The sequence below is a fragment of the Leptotrichia sp. SK-5 genome (genome assembly GCF_055387215.1).
On the sequence record NZ_AP028931.1, the window covers coordinates 1,764,869 to 1,783,280 of the forward strand.

At 29.7% G+C, this 18,412-nt stretch carries 17 protein-coding genes; 6 read left to right on the top strand and 11 right to left on the bottom strand.

Annotated elements, in window-relative coordinates:
* Window positions 1-12: 12 nt before the first annotated feature.
* Both truB and cls read right to left on the bottom strand, forming a co-directional pair.
* A complete protein-coding gene (truB, locus tag ACZ5B9_RS08885) occupies window positions 13-1,089 on the bottom strand; it encodes a tRNA pseudouridine(55) synthase TruB (protein ID WP_464422264.1) in 1,077 nt (358 codons plus the stop codon).
* 36 nt (window positions 1,090-1,125) lie between these two features.
* The gene (gene cls / locus ACZ5B9_RS08890; protein ID WP_464422265.1) at window positions 1,126-2,736 is read right to left on the bottom strand and encodes a cardiolipin synthase; all 1,611 of its coding nucleotides are present in this window, start codon (window positions 2,734-2,736) and stop codon (window positions 1,126-1,128) included.
* A 168-nt stretch (window positions 2,737-2,904) separates the two neighbouring features.
* Here cls and ACZ5B9_RS08895 point away from each other — a divergent pair, with 168 nt between their 5' ends.
* Both ACZ5B9_RS08895 and ACZ5B9_RS08900 read left to right on the top strand, forming a co-directional pair.
* Entirely contained in the window at window positions 2,905-3,132 is a 228-nt protein-coding gene (locus ACZ5B9_RS08895) for a helix-turn-helix domain-containing protein (protein WP_464422266.1), read from the top strand.
* Window positions 3,119-3,865: a hypothetical protein gene (locus ACZ5B9_RS08900; protein ID WP_464422267.1), complete on the top strand. Its 747-nt coding sequence runs from the start codon at window positions 3,119-3,121 to the stop codon at window positions 3,863-3,865. Before ACZ5B9_RS08895 ends, ACZ5B9_RS08900 begins: the two co-directional genes overlap by 14 nt.
* 185 nt (window positions 3,866-4,050) lie before the next feature.
* On the opposite strand, the gene ACZ5B9_RS08905 is transcribed toward ACZ5B9_RS08900, so the two are convergent.
* The 6 genes from ACZ5B9_RS08905 to ACZ5B9_RS08930 form a co-directional block, all read right to left on the bottom strand.
* Window positions 4,051-4,839, bottom strand: coding sequence for a TRM11 family SAM-dependent methyltransferase (locus ACZ5B9_RS08905; RefSeq protein ID WP_464422268.1), 789 nt, complete (start codon window positions 4,837-4,839; stop codon window positions 4,051-4,053).
* Window positions 4,840-4,857: 18 nt separating this feature from the next.
* Window positions 4,858-5,865 (bottom strand): DNA adenine methylase, encoded by a 1,008-nt coding sequence (locus tag ACZ5B9_RS08910; protein WP_464422269.1) that lies wholly within the window; start codon window positions 5,863-5,865, stop codon window positions 4,858-4,860.
* Window positions 5,866-5,983: 118 nt separating this feature from the next.
* Complete coding sequence (locus tag ACZ5B9_RS08915) at window positions 5,984-6,349, bottom strand: Rid family detoxifying hydrolase (protein ID WP_021743025.1); 366 nt, start codon at window positions 6,347-6,349, stop codon at window positions 5,984-5,986.
* A 109-nt stretch (window positions 6,350-6,458) separates the two neighbouring features.
* Window positions 6,459-8,774, bottom strand: coding sequence for a patatin-like phospholipase family protein (locus tag ACZ5B9_RS08920; protein ID WP_464422270.1), 2,316 nt, complete (start codon window positions 8,772-8,774; stop codon window positions 6,459-6,461).
* Between the two features lie 221 nt (window positions 8,775-8,995).
* Window positions 8,996-9,712 carry a YjjG family noncanonical pyrimidine nucleotidase gene (locus ACZ5B9_RS08925; protein ID WP_464422271.1) on the bottom strand — a complete coding sequence of 239 codons (717 nt, stop codon included), beginning with the start codon at window positions 9,710-9,712 and terminating at the stop codon, window positions 8,996-8,998.
* Window positions 9,713-9,756: 44 nt separating this feature from the next.
* The gene (locus ACZ5B9_RS08930) at window positions 9,757-10,338 is read right to left on the bottom strand and encodes a TMEM175 family protein (protein WP_464422272.1); all 582 of its coding nucleotides are present in this window, start codon (window positions 10,336-10,338) and stop codon (window positions 9,757-9,759) included.
* A 539-nt stretch (window positions 10,339-10,877) separates the two neighbouring features.
* Here ACZ5B9_RS08930 and ACZ5B9_RS08935 point away from each other — a divergent pair.
* The gene (locus tag ACZ5B9_RS08935; protein WP_464422273.1) at window positions 10,878-11,588 is read left to right on the top strand and encodes a hypothetical protein; all 711 of its coding nucleotides are present in this window, start codon (window positions 10,878-10,880) and stop codon (window positions 11,586-11,588) included.
* A 394-nt stretch (window positions 11,589-11,982) separates the two neighbouring features.
* On the opposite strand, the gene ACZ5B9_RS08940 is transcribed toward ACZ5B9_RS08935, so the two are convergent.
* The 3 genes from ACZ5B9_RS08940 to ybaK form a co-directional block, all read right to left on the bottom strand.
* On the bottom strand, window positions 11,983-12,723 hold the full coding sequence (locus ACZ5B9_RS08940; protein WP_464422274.1) for a hypothetical protein: 741 nt from the start codon (window positions 12,721-12,723) through the stop codon (window positions 11,983-11,985).
* Window positions 12,724-13,235: 512 nt separating this feature from the next.
* A complete protein-coding gene (locus ACZ5B9_RS08945; RefSeq protein WP_464422275.1) occupies window positions 13,236-13,784 on the bottom strand; it encodes a sugar O-acetyltransferase in 549 nt (182 codons plus the stop codon).
* A gap of 23 nt (window positions 13,785-13,807) precedes the next feature.
* Window positions 13,808-14,308 (bottom strand): Cys-tRNA(Pro) deacylase, encoded by a 501-nt coding sequence (gene ybaK / locus ACZ5B9_RS08950; protein WP_464422276.1) that lies wholly within the window; start codon window positions 14,306-14,308, stop codon window positions 13,808-13,810.
* Window positions 14,309-14,781: 473 nt separating this feature from the next.
* Here ybaK and ACZ5B9_RS08955 point away from each other — a divergent pair, with 473 nt between their 5' ends.
* The 3 genes from ACZ5B9_RS08955 (at window position 14,782) to ACZ5B9_RS08965 (ending at window position 18,346) form a co-directional block, all read left to right on the top strand.
* The gene (locus ACZ5B9_RS08955; RefSeq protein WP_464422277.1) at window positions 14,782-16,017 is read left to right on the top strand and encodes a BaiN/RdsA family NAD(P)/FAD-dependent oxidoreductase; all 1,236 of its coding nucleotides are present in this window, start codon (window positions 14,782-14,784) and stop codon (window positions 16,015-16,017) included.
* Window positions 16,018-16,185: 168 nt separating this feature from the next.
* Entirely contained in the window at window positions 16,186-17,835 is a 1,650-nt protein-coding gene (locus tag ACZ5B9_RS08960) for an NAD(P)/FAD-dependent oxidoreductase (protein ID WP_464422278.1), read from the top strand.
* A gap of 118 nt (window positions 17,836-17,953) precedes the next feature.
* Window positions 17,954-18,346 carry a carbonic anhydrase gene (locus ACZ5B9_RS08965; protein ID WP_464422279.1) on the top strand — a complete coding sequence of 131 codons (393 nt, stop codon included), beginning with the start codon at window positions 17,954-17,956 and terminating at the stop codon, window positions 18,344-18,346.
* The last annotated feature ends 66 nt before the right edge of the window (window positions 18,347-18,412 follow it).

Sequence of the window (18,412 nt, forward strand, 5' to 3'; positions counted from 1 at the left end):
CAGTTCTACAAGTTACAAAAAGTACTTATCTCTTTTCAAATAAATCCTATCTCCCCTAATATTTACAATCTTCACAATCCCCTTAAATTCTCTTACATTTGTATTCTTATTTCTAACATATATCTTAAATTTCTGATTTTCTCTTACATTTGCCCCTTTACTGGCTTCTTTGCTTATATTTTCAAATTTTTTAAACGTGTCAATTACCGTCATCCCATTTTTCAGCTTCCCATACTTCACATTTGAAACATTTATCCCGTAATAGTCCAGCACATACTCTATTTCCACAAAACAAACTATTTCTCGAATTTTTTCAGCCCTTATAGCTGAATCATTCTTTGTAGCCCAGAAAGATTCATTTTCTGTTTTTCCTTCCATAAGATTCTTCAATTTATCAATTTCAGCTTTAGCCTTTTCCAAAGTAATCGCATCTTCAATATCAAATCTTCCAATTTTAGTTCTCACAAGTCTTGTCATTGTGGCAAAAACTCCCAATTTTTCTCCAATATCATAAACTAATGAACGGATATAGGTACCACTACTAACTTTTGCATAAAATGAAATTTTAATATTTTGAGCATTTTCTGAATTTTTATCTGGACGCATTACTTTTATTTCTCTAATTTCTGATATTTCTACATTCCTTTCGGCTCTTTCCACTTCGATCCCTTTTCTTGCCAGATCATAAAGTTTCTGCCCTTCAATCTTTATTGCGGAATACATCGGCGGAACTTGCTTTATCTTGCCTTTGAAACTATTTACAGCCTGTATTATTTCAGAATCACTTATATTAATTTCAGAATCATATTTTGCAATAACTGTCCCTTCCAGATCGTAAGTGTCTGTTTTGTATCCAAGCTCCATTTCTACATAATATTCCTTGTCTTTTTTCATCAAATTATCAGAAAATTTTGTAGCTTCGTTAATCATAACAATCATAAGTCCCTCAGCCATTGGGTCAAGGGTTCCAGCATGTCCTACTTTTTTAGCCTTTATCACTTTTTTCAAATGATTTATTGCCCCAAACGAACTTACCCCCTTACTTTTATTTAAAAGAATCAGTCCATCCTTAGTAAAATTTTTTTCCATTTTACTCCCTTCCTTCCTACAATTGCCATAATTTATTTACATTATCGGTGAAATCAGTTTAAATACAGAGTTTCTGAGCCGTTTCATAAAAGTCACCTTTTTTAATCTTGCCTCATCGAATCTTTCACATACTTCCAAATCCTCTATAAACTGCTCCTTCAAGTCCTTACTGATATTCTCGTTATAAAATACCGAATTTACCTCGTAGTTTATTTCAAAACTTCGCATATCAAAGTTACACGTTCCAAGTGTTGATATTTTTTCATCCACAATAATATTTTTACTATGTAAAAATCCTGCTGTATAACGATAAATCTCAATTCCCGCTTCAATTAATTCCGCAAAATAAGTTTCTGCTATCCAGTAAGGCATTTTCTTATCTGGCACTCCTGTAACCATTATCTTTATTTTGACTCCAGAAAGAGCCGCCATTTTCAGTTGTGAAATCAAATCATAATCAGGTACAAAATATGGACTTTGAATCAGCACTTCCTCTTTCGCCGTTGCAATCATTTTAGAATACAGATATTTCAAAGTTGTCCATTCGGTGTCAGGCCCGCTTGAGGAAACCTGCATCAGATATTCCAACTTTTCATGCCTGTCTATCGGCTTTTGCTCTTCCAGTTCGTGAACTGCCTCTTTTTTTATATCTTCAATAAAATCGTCTTTTCCACCGCTGTTTAGCCAATCTGTAACAAAAATTGCCAGATACTGTCCAATTATTTCTCCTGTAATCCGAATATTTGTATCCCTCCAGCTATCAAATCTCTTTCCACCGTCTATATATTCCTGCCCTACATTCATGCCGCCAGTATGCACTATATTATTATCGATTAACGCTATTTTTCTATGATTACGATAATTCATCTTGGAAATAAAAAATTTAACATCTAAAAACCATCTTATCTCAATTCCAGCGTTTCTAAGTTCCTTTTTATATTTTCTAGGCAATTTCCAAGTTCCCACTCCGTCAAAAAGCAATTTTATTTTAACTCCTTCCTTAGCCTTTTTCAAAAGTGCATTTTTTATTCTTTCCCCAAGTTCATCAGCCTTCCAAATAAAATATTCCATATAAATCATACTTTTTGCATTTTCTATATCAGAAATAATCGAATCAAATGCCTCTTTCCCATGAAAAAACAATTTATACGAATCATTATTTGTCAAAAACGTCCCTTCAGCCTCATACAGCATTTTTACAAGTTCACTTTGCTGACTGCCTAAATTAATATTTTTTATCATTGTATCAATCTGATTCCGTATTGTGGTTTTTATTTCAGTTTCACTCATTTTTTCGGTATTTCCGTCTACATTTTCAAGACGATTATAATAAAAAAAGTCCTGTGATCTAAAAATATCCGACACATCCCGCTGCATAAAATTAAAAATCCTTGAATACAGCTTTTTTTCTTCCCCCTTCATCTTCTTAGAAATTATCTTATTCCTTCTCCAGTTAATCCCAAACAAAAGATACAAAACCGCTCCACCAAGTGGAAATGTAAAAATTGTAAAAATCCAGGCAAGCATCGCATTCGGCGATTTATCCGACAACAGTACCGATACTGTCAAAACAATAATTATCAGATAATGCAGCCTTTCAAACGGAATTATCCAGCTTGAAATAATTATAGCCAGTCCATGCAGCATATTATCCCCCTTTGTCTTTTTATAAAATTAATATATTATTATTACTATACTGTTTAATTCTATCACTTTTGTCAAAGTTTTTCAATATTATTATAATTATTTTTGATACTTATTGTATTCAAAAATTAAATTAAAAATTTGATATAATAAAATTTAATGGAGGATATTATGGATATAGTAAAAGTGTTTGGAAATAATTTAAAAAAATATAGAAAAAAACTAGGTTTATCTCAAGAAAAATTCGCAGAAAAATGTAAACTTCATAGAACTTACATCAGTTCTATTGAATGTTATAAAAGAAGTATTTCGTTAGAAAATATACAAAGAATAGCAGATGCTCTTGAAATTGAAACTTATAAATTATTTATGGAGAGTGATAAAAATGAAGAACAATAACGAAACTATCGGAATATCGGCTGAAGTAGCCATTGCAAAAGCTTTTGATATTAATATTAATCCTGAGTATGCTTTAAGAGCAGATAACAATATAGTTAATTTATTAAGTAAAGAAAAAATTGTGGAAATCTTTAACAAAGAAAATATTCCAAATCCAATAGAACATATTGCTGAAGATCAAAACCCAATAGATTTTAAATTATTTGGTAATAAATCTCTATCTGTTAAAACAAATAAAAATAATATTGGAAAGGCTTCTCCTCAAAATATTGGACAGCCAACCGATAAAACTTATTTTGAATATCTCAAGTCTAATAATATTTTCCCATCATTTGATATAACAGAATATTTTAAACAAAATAATATAGAAGATAATTACGAAAACAGAGGACATATTTTCAAAAAAATAACAATTGAACATATTGATTGTTTAATAAATATGTATTGGAAAAATATTTTTGATTGTGATTATTTAATCCTTCTTTTTAATTTAGAAAATGGACAAGAACCTCTACACAATTACAAAGTTTGGGGTAAAAGTGGTAAACTTCCAAATTGGAATAAAGATAAATTTAAATTTACTAAAGGATTAGATAGTTGGAATGAATCCACAACTTTAAAATATGAAAATATTTCTATTGGAGAATTTCAAGTTCATAATAATAGAAACTGTTTTAAATTTCGATTTAATATGAAAGGAATTGTAAAATTAATTGATGAAAATCTTATCTAATACCAAACTCCTATTTAAAAGTAAAAATTTTATTTTTTTCTAACACAATATGTAATTCAAAATTTATAAAACATCTACTATTCAAACAAAGAATAGTATAAATATTTAAATATTTCCAAACAAATAATAAATCACCTTAAAAATAATACTTCTGGTACTTTTAAAGGTGATTTTTTATTCTATAATTATTTTATTTTTTTAAATACAAATATATATTCATGCTTAAATAAATAAAAATCATTAGTTATAGCACGGTATCTCCAAAGAGCCTGATGATTAGCCTTTCCTTTTGTATTTTCAAAATTTTTAACAAGAATTGCTTTTAACAAAAAATTTCGCTGTAGAAATAAATTCATACAATAAAATCCCAGTGGTACAACTTGTCCATTTTCATATTTATCCCCAATAACTATTGCACAATATCTATTTTTTTCTAAATGCTTTGTTGTATTGTCAATAACTTGTCCTAAAGATTCTAAAAATTTTCCCAAAGTTTCCTCATTTGACAAATCATCATTATTTTCAGAGAATTTTATAATATTCCAATAAGGCGGATGCATTATTACAAACTGGACTTTATCAATTTCTAATTTTTTTAATATCTTAAATACATCAATATTTTTACTATCCCCTACACATATTTTTCCTTGAGAACTTGAACTTTTTTCAATTTTTATACGTTCTAATGCTTCCATAGCTACATCTTTTTGCAATTCTATTCCAATGGCATTTCTACCTAATCTTTTTGCTTCAATAATACTTGTGCCACTTCCCATAAAAGAATCCAGTATCCAATCACCTTTTTTAGTATATCTTTTAAACAGCTGATTTGGAATTTGAGGAACAAAATTACCATGATAATGTCCACTATGCACTCCTGAGTTGTCTCTTTTATCAATTATCCACAAAGAATCTGTGTTTATATCTTCATATTCTCTCCATTTACTATTATCAATATCATTATACTTTGCCATATTTCCCCCTTAAATTTTTTACCCTTTTATTAAACAATGCAAATATTCAATTGTTGAATTACTCTTGTGATTTCTAGAATTTTCTTTATCTGCCCTAAAACGCTTGTATTCTTTAGTAAAAATTTTATATTCCCCATATTTTTCCATAATTTTTTTTATAACATCTAGCGTCATAATTCCTTCATTATTATAACTTAAAAAAATATATTTGAATTTTGCATTTTTTATTAATTCTTCAAATACTTTTTCAACTTTCACTTTGGAACAAAATTCACTTTTTTGATCCGAATAATCCCTAAGTCCTGTTTTTCCAAATAATTCTGGATTATCGTATCGTGCTATTGTTTCCAATACATGATAATTTGAACAATATTGTCTTGAATTATATGGGGGATCTAAATATAAAATGTCCCCTTCTATTTCCTTAATCAATTCACTTATGTTCTTATTGTAAACTTTTCCAATTTTTCCAGTTACTTTTGGTAACAATTCCAATACAAATTCACGACTTGCTGATTTTTTTAAACACTTTAAAAAAGCTCCATAAACAGAAGCTGTATTTGCATATTTATCAATTGAATTTATCAAACTTGCTAATAAATAAAAATACTGTCCTTGTGATATTTTTTTCTCATTATATAATTCTTCAATTTCAATTCGCATAGCATCACATTTTTTGCCATTATAATCAGAAAAATAATTTCTTTCACTCCCGCCAGAACAATAATTATTATAAATAAATCCTTCAATACCTTCCATATTATTAAGTTTTTCCAAAGTTTCACTAGAAATCCCAATATTTTCACTATTCTCTATTAAATGTTTATTAATAACATAACTATAATATTGTATGTCATTTGAAATAACATTGTATCCCAGTTCCTTAAATTTTGAACCTACCACTCCAGTTCCTGCAAATAAATCTGCAAATATATAATTTTTTTTGTTGTTTTTATGTTCTACAACAGTTTCTATTGTTTCTGTCAAAAAATTGATTAAGCTATATTTTGAACCTATATAATTCATATTCTCTCCTTTATTTTTTGTAATTATATCATTTATAAAAGAAAAAGACAATGGCTAAACCAAAAAAGCAAACTCAGATTTTCTCCAAGTTTGCCAAATTTAACAAAAAAACAAAATATTATTCTCCAAAATAAGCTATCGCTTCAATTTCCACCAAAACTCCTTTTGGTAGTTTATCTACTGCAAAGGCTGATCTTGCTGGATATGGTTCAGTAAAGTATTCTGCATAAATGCTGTTTACTGCTCCGAAGTCGTTGATGTTGTCTAATAATACAGTTGTTTTTATAACGTTTTTTGTTGTTAATCCGTTGTTTTCTAAGATTGCCTTCAAGTTTTCAAGAACTTGTCTTGCCTGTTCTTCTACTGTAACAGCTTCGATTTGCTGATTTTCAGGATTTATTGCGATTTGTCCTGAGATGTACAAAAAGTCGCCTGCTTTTCTAAAAGCTGAATATGGTCCAACTGCTTCTGGTATTTTTTTCATTTCTTCCTCCTAATTTTTCGTATTTTTTAAATTTTACAATTTTATTCTATCATATTTTTTCAATATCAAAAAGATTTTTCTTTCACTTTGCTTACTATTCCCAAAATTATTATTCTGGCGAATATCCAAAGTTTATAATGTATCTCCAGCTTTCTCCCGGAACTTTTGCAAATCCAAAATAAAGCGGAATTGACAAGGCTTTTACTCCAAACCCAAATTTATAGCTTTCCTTTTCTTCATTTCCGAAGCTGTAGGCTTTTTGAAAAATGTTTGCCCTTGAGTAAGTTGTGTCTAAATATACAAGTTTTGATACATTATATTGAGCCTTCAGGCTTCCAATAAAAATACTGTTTCCACGAATTTTATCTGCTGGCATTCCAGCAAATTCCAATGAATTGTCAGCTGTTCGTATTCCTCCCATTTTAGGTCTGTAAGTTTCTGGAATGTCATCTCCATAAGATGTTAGATATGATACTTTTGGAGTAATTGTAATTCTTTCGCCAATCGGTATATTAATTTCTCCACCTGCACTTAACGAGTTAAATTTAGCCTTTTTTGCATTTGCTAATGTATATTTTGAAAATAAATGCACTCCTCTTGTTGCAAAGTTTATACTGTCTCTTGTGTCGTAATCTAGCTGGGCTTCAAAGTATGGGAATGATTTTCTTACATTTTCAGCATTATTCTGATGTTTTGTCACATCTGAAATCTGATAGCCTCCACCAATTGAGAATAACAGATTTTTATACATTTCAAATCCAATTCCTGCTCCAATTTTGAATTTTCTGTTTTCAAAGTTGAAATATCCGTTATTGTATTTCTGATTTTTTATAATATCACGTTTGTATTCAAATTCGCTGTAAATCAAGGCTTTTGAATCTTTTCCAAGTTCAGCGGTAGCCTTACCTCTTGCCCCATATTCATTTGCAACTGTTCCTGTTACTGAATATCTGACATTCGTATTATTTATAATTTTACTTCCCTGAAAACCAACATTTACCGTAGCCAAGTCTTCGTTATTTATATTTCCCGAAAGTGTCAAATAGTCACTCGGTTTTTCCTGCACATTTATTACCAAATCATTGTCCTTCACTTCGTAATACACCGTTGTAAAATCACCGTTCTGATAAATATTATTAACAATTTTTTCCATATCCAGCCTGCTTAAAACACCAAGTTTTTTAGGCAAAAATTTATCAAAATATGCTTTTTTATATTTTTTGTTCCCTTCTATCACAACTCCTGTAATATTGTACTCATCGCTCCAAGTCCGTCTAAACTCTTTCCGTTTTTCCTCCAATTTTTCATAAAGTTCAGGATTTGATAATTTTCTAATTTCATCTATATTTTCTCTTGCAATTTTCTCTCCAGCCGCAATAAGCTCCTTTACCTTTGAAAAATCATAAGACTCAAATTTTTCCAAATCTGGTTTCATATATAAGTCAAGCATACGAATTTGACGCTCCACTTCCTGCCTTCCAGCAATTGTTGTCGAATCTGTAATTACGTCAACCAAATTCATTTTATTCTCATCTCTTTTTGTAAATCCGTCTCCTACATTCACTCCAATTGTATAATCTGCTCCAAGCACTTTCACATCCTGCACAGGCAAATTCCGTGTAACTCCCCCGTCAATGTAAAGCCTTTTTCCATCCCGAATCGGTGCAAAAATTGATGGCAATGACAAACTTTCCCTAATTGCCGTTGCAATCGAGCCTTTATCAATCATAACACCTTCTCCAGATTCCAAATCAGTAGCAACTGCTGCAAACTTTCTCGGAAACTTTCTAAAATCCTGTATTCCAATTGCTCCATAAAAAATTTCATTTAGCCTTTGACTAGCAGTTTTTCCTCCAACGACTCCGCTAGGCAATTTCGGCATAAAGTTTTTCATTGGAATTACCGTACTATTCCTATCTTCAATTAAATTTCTTATAGCCCCCTTGTCCTTTCTCTCGATTTTATCGTTAAAAAGTCCCAGCCAATCCATGCTAATTGCAATTTCCTCAATTTCCTGCGGAGTATATCCGACGCTATACATTCCCGCAATAATGCTTCCCATACTCGTTCCAGTCGCATATTCTATAGGCACTTTTTCCTCTTCCAGCACCTTTAATATCCCAATATGAGCAAGCCCTTTCGCTGTTCCCCCGCTAAGCACCAGCCCAATTCTCTTATTCTCCTGAAAAGCTATATCTTTATTATTTTCTAATTTTTTTTCTTTATTTAAAATATTTCTGTCCAATTCTATTTTGAGTTCATTTTCCAAAACTTCTTTTTCGCTGTCTTTTTTATTTTCTATGAAATTTTGTTCATCTTTTTTTAGTGCAAAATAATTTTCATCTTTTAAATTTTCAGAAATCCCAAAACTATTTACCAAAAGAAAAATAATTAAAAGCAAAAAACTTTTTCTTTTTTCAGTCATTTATGTCATCCTCCTCTTTTATTGATTTTTTATTAAACTTAATTTATAAAAATTTATCTATAATCATTAATGCAGTTCCCTTTTTTAATTTTGTATTAGATTGTTTGGTTTAATAATTACTTTTTTATTTATTTTTTAATTTTTTAAATAATTGACTCTCTAGTCATTTTACTATAAGAAAATTTTTTTTCTCTTATAAATTCACTAAAGTTTTGAGTAAATTATAATATTTCAAATAATTTTTCCAATTTATTTACTTCATAATTTGGAATTATCCCAGTATCATTCACATTATTTCTCAAATTTACCCAGCAAGTATCAATTCCAGCGTTTTGTCCACCTTTTATATCTGCTCCTAACGAATCACCTATCATTATAACTTCAGATTTATCCATTATTTCAAAATAATTCATTGCATATTCAAATATTCGTTTATCAGGCTTATTTACACCAACTTCATCAGAAATGATGATTTTATCAATATATTTGGCAATTGCTGAATTTTCTATTCGTGAATACTGGACTTCCTTTATTCCATTAGTTACAATTCCAACTTTGTATTTTGAATGTAAGTATTTACACAGTTTTTCAGTTGCTTCAAATGGAAAAATCCCTTCTCCTAGTTTTTTCAGGTAAAGTTCGCTCATTTCATACGGATCGTATTTCAAATCAAACTCCTCAATTATTTTTTCAAATCTTACAATCTTTAATCTATCCTTATCCACAGCCCCTTTTTCTAAATCCTTCCATAACTGGAAATTCACATCTTTGTATCTATCTTTTATCTTTTCATAAATTTCTTCTTTTTTATCATTACTTAATTTACTTTCCACAAAAAATCCTAATTCTTCAAAAGTGTTCCTAAACGCTGTTTTTTCAGTTTTTGGATAATCAAAAAGTGTGTCATCCAAGTCTATTAATACAAGTTTGTAGTTCATTTTTTCTCCTTTATTTATTTTATCTAAAATATTTCCATCATTTTTTAATGTTTTTTAAAATTTCTTTTTTTAAGTTTAGGCATTGGAATATACCATATTGACAATGAAATAAATCCTATTATTAGCATAAGCATTGGATTAAATAAACCTATTACAAAAGAAGAAATTTGTAAAATCGTTGTTATTTTGTGTCTTTTAAGACTTATTACTGTTTTCTTTAGCTTTATATTCTCAGGATCTGCCTTCACAAGTTCATTGCAAAGCCATGAATAAATAGTATTTTCTCCTAATAGAAAAAATATATACACACATTCCACCAAATAACTGTAAGGATTTTCAGAAACCCACAATGTTATATATGGAAACAAAGTATTTAAAAACAATAGAAGCATCTGTATTTTAACTATTTTAGAATTTATTTTCTCAACCTTGTCAAATATCATATGATGAGTATCCCAAAATATTACAAACAGCGTAAATGTAGTTATATATGCAAAATAATTCACTCTATTTTCCCAAACGGCTGCCAATGTCGTACCTTTTATTTTAGGCAGCTCCAATACCAGAACTGTTATTATAATCGCTATAACTCCATCAAAAAAGCCTACTAATCTGTCCTTTTTCATCTTACTACTTCTCCTTTCATTTCAATCCATAATAATAATTATACTAAAAAGGGCTAATAAAATCCAGTCCATGTATTATTTTTTGATATTTTAATTTTCAATATCAGCTGATACATATTTTTATTAACTAAAAAACTAGCAGTTAAACTACAAAACTGAAAAACATCGAAAAAAGTTATCTAAGTTATACAAAAAAATTAATCTAAAATTTGTAAAATAAAGTGTTACTATTTAGAAATAAAATAAAAACTATAAAAGTTTTCTGTGGTATGATTAATTCACTACAAGAAATCAAAGGAGAAAACTAATATGGTTTGTAAACAAAAAACAACAAAAAGAAGAAAAAGGCAACACTTAAAATTAATTGAGAAATGCTTTACATGGACACACTAATATGATATTATATAAATAAAAGTGATAGAGGTACATATCGTAAAAAAATACAAGTCATTTTATTAGTAACTTAGAAATTTTAAAATTAAATAAAGGAGTGTGCTGTTATGAAATCTATGAGAAGGATTTTTTTAGAAATAATATTTTTGTTAACCTGTATTAATACTGCAGTTTTTGCAGGAGCTGAAGAATGTTCAGTATCAAATGCAAAGTTTCAAAAAAATTATAGCCCTATTAGCCATGCACTTCTTCCAAATAATGTATGGAGAAGTGAAAAGGAGAAGGAACTTTTCTTTAATTGTGTTCGTGCAGAGAAAAAATTTGTTTATGAAATAATCGGAAAAGATATTTCTATGCCATTAACAGTTAATATGCCGGTAGAGTTGGGACCTGATGGAACAGGTTCGTTAAGGCCTGGAAACACTCGTGATTTAAAAGTATATCCTGTTGAAGTCGAAGTTGAACCCGGTAAAGAGTACATAGCTATAATTCAATATTTAGGGTCAATGTCGTATGCCGCTCTGATACCATATTATTCAAGTGATGCCGTAGAGTTTATAAACAATAGGCAGGATATTTATGCTGGAGCATGGCATTTTTATGTTTATGATAATGGAACAGTGTACTATCCTAAATATTGGGATAGCATAAAGTTTAAAGTAAAAACGAAATACTCTAATGGTAAACCTGTTAAAAAGGCAATTGTGCGATTTATTGTATCAACTGCATATATGGAACAGCAAAGCAATAGTTTATTCGCTATAATGGAAACAACACATATAGGTGCTTCACAATTCTTAAATACACCGACTAAACAGGCAACTTATATTGATCCAAAAACTCATAAATTTTATTAGTCAATCTAATAACATACCAGTACTGACCCCAAAAAGGTAGAATTATACATACATATGAAATATATGTATGTTTTTTTTGTGTTTAATGTAACAAAAATAAAATATAATTTAACAAAGAAAAATGTGTATGATATATTCTCAAATTTGACAGTTAAAACCTCGAACTCTAACAGTATCAAGAGTTTGAGGTTTTTAAAAGTTGCACAATTTTTTCTACTTTTTATACTATTCCCCATTAAAACAGGGGAGTTTTTATAATTCTGTTTAGCAAGGGGGCAAGATCCCTTGTTAGAAAGTAAATAGGTGGTATGACTACAATATTTCTATTCTTTTTATAACAAAAAAAAGAAGCTGAACTCAAAATTTTAATCATTTTGAGACAGCTCTTTTTGTCTTACTTTAATGTAGGTCCTGGGATTTTATAAATTGATAAATTTCCAGATCCCATTAATCTTTGACTATTTACCAAATTAACTTCTAAATGTCCTTGTGTATTTGGCAAAACTTCTACAATGTATAAAAGTCCATTCTGACCACCAACAATTTTATAATTACCAGTATCATATATTCTTTTTCTTGTAATAATACCGAATCCAAATTGAATTCCCTTTTCTTCATGTTCATATATAGCACTGATATGATCACTATAAGAACTTGCACTGATAGAAATCAAATAATATCCAGGATCTAAAAATTGATCTATAGATGATTTGGTTTGTCCAATTTTTAAACTTTGACCAAAAATTGGTTCTCCTCTAAATTTTGTTATACCAAGATCTATGTCTTCATAATTATTAGTATACGGTATAGCTCTTCCCCTCTTAGTAGTCGACGTTATTTTACCTTCAACAGCTTCTTCAGCAGTTTTAGCAGAAACTTTTGAATCTTGTGTTCGTGCAGTAGATGTTTCTTTCGATTTCTGATTTGTCTTTTTTTCACTAGGCTGATTTCCAACTTTCCCATCCATGACATCATTTACTGCTTTGTTAACCTTTCCAGAAATGTTAGTCTGTACAGTATTCGCTGCACCATTTACTATTCTCTGTCCTAGATTGGATAACCACCCTGCTTGAGCAGGCACTGATAATACAACTAATGCTAAAATCCCAAATGCTTTTTTTGTCACTTTTTTCACGACACTCAGCTCCTTCTTTTAATAAAAAATTTTTAAATTAGTAATAAAACGAACAGTATTTTCCCATGATGTGTATTTCTATTATTTTCGTTTATATAATACCATATTAGTATAGTTATGTAAAGTTATTTCTAATATTCTTTTTTTAAAATTCTAATGTTAAAAGTTCTTCTTCTAGAAAATATTCACATTTTTATAAAAAATCCTAAGTTTTAATTACATTATAAACTTGGATTATTTTATTCTTATAACCTATTTTCTAAAAAACTTAATTTTTCTTTTTTGAGTTTTTTATCTGCTTCTCTCATCTGTGAATTGTTTTCATGAATATTTCATTTTTATATATATCTGACGATATTCCGATTAGAATCAAAATAATGAAATACTAGTAACTTTTTTATTATATCGCATTTATATTTATTGCATTCTATTATATAATCCATCGGTTATAAAAATTAGTTATTTAAACTTTTTCTAAAAAGACGCTATTTTAAATTTTTACTGTTCATCTATTACTTTCTCTCTTCTTCTGTCAATTCTCTTATCACTTTAGCAGGAACTCCTCCTACAATACTGTATTCTGGAACATCTTTCGTAACAACCGCCCCAGCTGCTACAATAGAGCCTTTCCCAATGGTAACGCCAGATGTAATTGTAACATTTGCTCCAATCCACACATCATCTTCAATAACAATTGGCGCTGCAAACAGTTCAGATCTTTTACTCACACAAATGTTATGATCCAATGTAGCTAGAACGACATTATGCCCTATTAAAACATTATCTCCTATTGCAATTCCCCCTTGATCCTGAAACTCGCACCCGGCATTTATAAACATATTTTTACCAAAAATAATATTTTTTCCATAATCTGTATTAAACGGCGGAAAAAGAGCAAAACTTTTATCAACTTCTTTACCTGTAATTTTTGACATAAGCTCCACAATTTCCTGTGCCGAATTATATTTTGTATTAAGTTCAAGAGTAAGTTTCGTAACATCTCTACTATTTTCCCTCATTTTTTCGATTTCTTCTTTTCCAATTTTAATTTTCTCTTTCATAAAAACCATCATCCCTTCACAATCTAAATTTCTTCCATCGTCAAATCCACAATGTTCCCTTTCACTACTTCAATCAGCTTTTTTGTTTCCACTTCCATCTGCAGTCCTCGTCTGCCAGCCGAAACCATTATTTTGTCAAATTTTTCAATTTCCTTGTCAAAAAAAGTCCTGAACAGTTTCTTCATTCCCACAGGAGAACAGCCTCCACGAATATATCCTGTTTCCTTCTCCAATTCTGATAATGGCAATAAATCAATATTTTTCTCCCCACAAGCCTTTGCTACCTTCTTTAAATCAAGATGAGCCTCTCCATGAATCACACAAACGTACAAATTCTTACTTTTTCCCTTTAACACAATAGTCTTAAAAACCCTATCCGCCAATTCAGGCAACTTTTCAGCAGCACCAAGCCCTCCGCTTTTATCCTCGCTCCACTCATAAGTATGAATAGTATATGGGATCTTCTGTTTATCCAGCTGTCTTAGTGCATTTGTCTTTACAATTTTTTCTTTTTTATGTTTCATTTTATACCCCCATAATCATATTTTCCCTTATTTTCCTACTTAAATTGTACTTTATTTTTTTTCAAAAATCAAATTTTTTACTCTAACTTATAGTTTTTATTTATTCAAGTTTATGAAATAGATTATTGTTTATAAATATTTTTCTATAAATTTTCATGTTTCTTTTTTTTAAACATAATAAAATCATTTTATTAAAACTAAAATCAAGAAGAATTTTATTAAAATAAAAATTAAAATAAAAAAATATTAATCAAAATCATAAAATATTTGAATTTTTTTAGAATATTGACAAATATACATATATGTGATATAAATAACTGTCTAATAGAGACGCCCCATCTCTACATTTAGACTTCTTTCATACAAAAAAACGAGCACACGGCTCGTTTTTATTTTATAAATTATCATTTAAACAAAAAATTAATAAAATTTAAAAAATTTATCATAAATATTTAGGAGAACGGAATCATAATATGAAAAGAGAAGTAGCGATAATTGGAGGTGGCGCTTCAGGTTTTTTGACAGCGATTACTGCAAAGAAAAACGGAAGGGATGTTGTCATTCTGGAAAGAAAGGACAGAGTTCTGAAAAAAGTGCTTACAACTGGAAATGGACGATGTAACTTGACAAATGTAAATGCTTCCAATAAAAATTATTTTGGAATCGAAAAAATGAAACAGCCGATTGAGAAAATTTTAAAGAGTTTTACTTCACAAGATGCAATGAGATTTTTTGAAGATGAAGTCGGAATTATTTGTAATGAGGAAAACCGTGGAAAAGTTTATCCACTTAGTGGACAGGCTGCATCAATTGTAGATGGACTTAGATTTTATGCACAAAGTCTTGGAATAGAGATAATTACAGATTTTTATGTTACAAAAATTGAAAAGGAAATGTTTGATTTTAAGATAATTTCTGAAGATAAAAAACAAATAATTGCCAAAAAAGTAGTCATTGCAACTGGTGGAAAATCGTATCCTGAACTTGGTTCGAACGGGAGCGGCTATGAGCTGGCAAAGACCTTTGGGCATACTGTTACGGAATTAACGCCTGTTATTGTACAGCTAAAGGCAGAAAAAGAAAAAATTAAAGGTTTAAAAGGAATTAAGTCGGATGTGGAAATTACGGCTTTTGGAGAAAATGGAAACGGTGAAAAAGAAAAAATTTGTACTTATGATGGTGAACTGCTGTTTACTGATTTTGGCATTTCTGGAAATGTAGTTTTTAACATTTCGTATGTTTTCCCAATTTACAGAAACGTGGAATTTGAAATTGATTTTATGCCAAAATTTACTTATAATGAAATTTTTGAAATTTTAAAAAAACGTCGGACAATATTAAAGGATTTTACAATGGAACAATTTTTTAATGGAGTTGTCAATAAAAAACTGGGACAATTTTTGACAAAATCGGCAGGAATTGAAAAATTATCAAAAAGTATAAATGAACTTACAGACAACGAAATTCGCAAAATTTGTACAACTTTAAAAAAATATAGAATAAAAATTATTGATACAAATGGCTTTAAAGCAGCTCAAGTTACTGCTGGAGGTATTCCTCTAAGTGAAGTTAATCTGGAAAATCTGGAATCAAAAAAAGTTAAAAATCTGTATTTTGCTGGGGAAATACTGGATGTTTACGGTGAATGTGGCGGATTTAACTTACAATGGGCATGGACTTCTGGATATTTTTTAGGAAAAAATCTTTAAAAAAACGGTATAATTTAAAATGTCAATAAATTAGATACCTTAATAATAAATTTTATAAATTATTTACTTTTAACTTTATTGCTAAAATAGATTTATAGCAAATTTACTATTTAAAATGAAAAATAATATTGTCAACTTTTAAAAACAACTAAACTAATAAGGAGAAAAATGATTAGAATAAATAATATAAAAATGCCTGTAAAACATAGCGAAAATGATTTAAAAAAAACAGTTTACAAACTTTACAAAATTAATGAGAATGAAGTAAAGTCATTTGAAATCGCAGGACAGGCAATTGATGCCAGAAAAAAAGATAATGTCGTATTTGTTTATGCGGTGGATATTTCCTTTAACTTTGATGAGGAAACGGAAAAGAAAAGATTTGAAAATGTAAAAAATGTGCGAAAAATTGAGAAAAAACCTTATTCTACGGAAAAAATTGAGAACTTTACAGAAACTGAAAATGTGAAACGTCCTATTATTGTTGGAAGCGGTCCCGCTGGAATTTTTGCTGGACTTGTGCTTGCTGAAGCTGGATTAAAGCCTATTATCATTGAGCAAGGAAAAAATGTAGATGAGCGTGAAAAGGATGTCTATAATTTTTTCAAAACTGGAAAACTTGATAAATATTCAAATGTACAGTTTGGAGAAGGAGGAGCTGGAACATTTTCAGATGGGAAACTAAACACGAATACAAATAATTTTCGGATTCAGAAGGTTTATGATGAACTAATTCTCGCTGGTGCTGATCCCAAAATCAACTATATGTCAAAGCCTCACATTGGAACCGATAAATTAATCGAAATAATGCGTAAAATCAGGCATAAAATCGAAAGTCTTGGGGGAGAATACAGATTTAGCACAAAATTAACAAAAATAAATTATGAAAAATCTAATTCTGAAAACAATAAAATAAAAAGCATTTTAGTTGAAAATGTAGAAAATTCTGATAAAAATAAAATTTATGAAATCCCAACAAATATTGTAGTTCTCGCAATTGGGCATAGTGCAAGAGAAACTTTCTTTATGCTGAACGAAGAAAACGTTGCAATGGAACGGAAAACTTTTTCGGTAGGAGTCCGAATTGAGCATCTTCAAAGTATGATAAATTATTCGCAATATGGAAAATTTGCTGATAAATTGCCGGCCGCAGAATACAAATTAAATGTAAAGACAAGCAATGGACGTGGAGTTTATACGTTCTGCATGTGTCCTGGAGGTGTCGTTGTACCATCTTCAAGTGAGGAAGGCAGACTTGTCGTAAATGGAATGAGCTATTCACAAAGAGATTTGGAAAATGCAAACTCTGCAATTTTAGTAAATGTATTTCCTGAGGATTTTTCAGGAGAAAGCGTTCTGGCTGGAGTTGAATTTCAAAGAAAACTGGAAGAAAAAGCATTTGAACTTGGTGGAAAGGGTTACAAAGCCCCTATTCAGCTATTTGGCGACTTTTTAAATAATAAAACTTCAACAAAATTAGGAAAAGTGAAACCAAGCTATCTGGCAGGCTACAAATTTGCAAACTTAAATGAAATTTTTCCACAATTCATAAACGATTCAATAAAAGAAGGAATTAGCTTAATGGATAAAAAAATAAAAGGATTTGCCAGTTATGATGCAATTCTTTCAGGTGTCGAAAGCCGTAGTTCATCTCCAGTGAAAATTCCTAGAAATGAAAGATTTTTCTCAAATATCGAAGGACTTATGCCTTGTGGAGAAGGTGCAGGATACGCAGGCGGAATTATGTCGGCGGCAGTTGATGGGATAAAATGTGCAGAGTATGTGATTGAATATTTTCTAGAAAATTTATTAAGCTAAAATTTTTGATTTTTACCATTAAATATGCTATAATTTCAACATCTTTAAGATATATTTCAAATAACTTCAAACTTGTAACAATTAAAAATCTATAGTTGTTTGAACGAGGGAGGAAATTATGTTTTGTACTTTAGTATGCTGTATGGATGGAAGATTTATTCATATTTTGAATGAATATATCAGAAGTAATTATAGATATACTTTTGTTGATACCATTACTGATGCAGGAGCTGTAAATAAAATTGTTAGTGATGAGGAGTATTTAAAAAAAATAGAAGATAAGGTTGTTTTAATTTCAGTTAATAAACATAAATCTGACCATATCTTTGTGGCAGGACATAGTGACTGCGCTGGTTGTCCAACTAATGATGAAACACAAAAAGGATATATTCGTAAAGCAGCCGAGAAAATGCATAGCGACTTGCCTCATGAAGCTGTTACTGGACTTTTTGTTTATGAAAATGGAGAAATTGAAATTTTAGCGGATTATGATATAACAGATACTAATTAAGTCAATAAAAAAATAAAGGAACTGTCTTTAAGCGATAGTTCCTCTTTTAATTAGTAAAGAATATTT

Coding starts and splice junctions, on each gene's coding strand:
- truB (WP_464422264.1), bottom strand. CDS start 1,089: ATGGAAAAAAATTTTACTAAGGATGGACTGATTCTTTTAAATAAAAGT.
- cls (WP_464422265.1), bottom strand. CDS start 2,736: ATGCTGCATGGACTGGCTATAATTATTTCAAGCTGGATAATTCCGTTT.
- ACZ5B9_RS08895 (WP_464422266.1), top strand. CDS start 2,905: ATGGATATAGTAAAAGTGTTTGGAAATAATTTAAAAAAATATAGAAAA.
- ACZ5B9_RS08900 (WP_464422267.1), top strand. CDS start 3,119: ATGAAGAACAATAACGAAACTATCGGAATATCGGCTGAAGTAGCCATT.
- ACZ5B9_RS08905 (WP_464422268.1), bottom strand. CDS start 4,839: ATGGCAAAGTATAATGATATTGATAATAGTAAATGGAGAGAATATGAA.
- ACZ5B9_RS08910 (WP_464422269.1), bottom strand. CDS start 5,865: ATGAATTATATAGGTTCAAAATATAGCTTAATCAATTTTTTGACAGAA.
- ACZ5B9_RS08915 (WP_021743025.1), bottom strand. CDS start 6,349: ATGAAAAAAATACCAGAAGCAGTTGGACCATATTCAGCTTTTAGAAAA.
- ACZ5B9_RS08920 (WP_464422270.1), bottom strand. CDS start 8,774: ATGACTGAAAAAAGAAAAAGTTTTTTGCTTTTAATTATTTTTCTTTTG.
- ACZ5B9_RS08925 (WP_464422271.1), bottom strand. CDS start 9,712: ATGAACTACAAACTTGTATTAATAGACTTGGATGACACACTTTTTGAT.
- ACZ5B9_RS08930 (WP_464422272.1), bottom strand. CDS start 10,338: ATGAAAAAGGACAGATTAGTAGGCTTTTTTGATGGAGTTATAGCGATT.
- ACZ5B9_RS08945 (WP_464422275.1), bottom strand. CDS start 13,784: ATGAAAGAGAAAATTAAAATTGGAAAAGAAGAAATCGAAAAAATGAGG.
- ybaK (WP_464422276.1), bottom strand. CDS start 14,308: ATGAAACATAAAAAAGAAAAAATTGTAAAGACAAATGCACTAAGACAG.
- ACZ5B9_RS08955 (WP_464422277.1), top strand. CDS start 14,782: ATGAAAAGAGAAGTAGCGATAATTGGAGGTGGCGCTTCAGGTTTTTTG.
- ACZ5B9_RS08960 (WP_464422278.1), top strand. CDS start 16,186: ATGATTAGAATAAATAATATAAAAATGCCTGTAAAACATAGCGAAAAT.
- ACZ5B9_RS08965 (WP_464422279.1), top strand. CDS start 17,954: ATGTTTTGTACTTTAGTATGCTGTATGGATGGAAGATTTATTCATATT.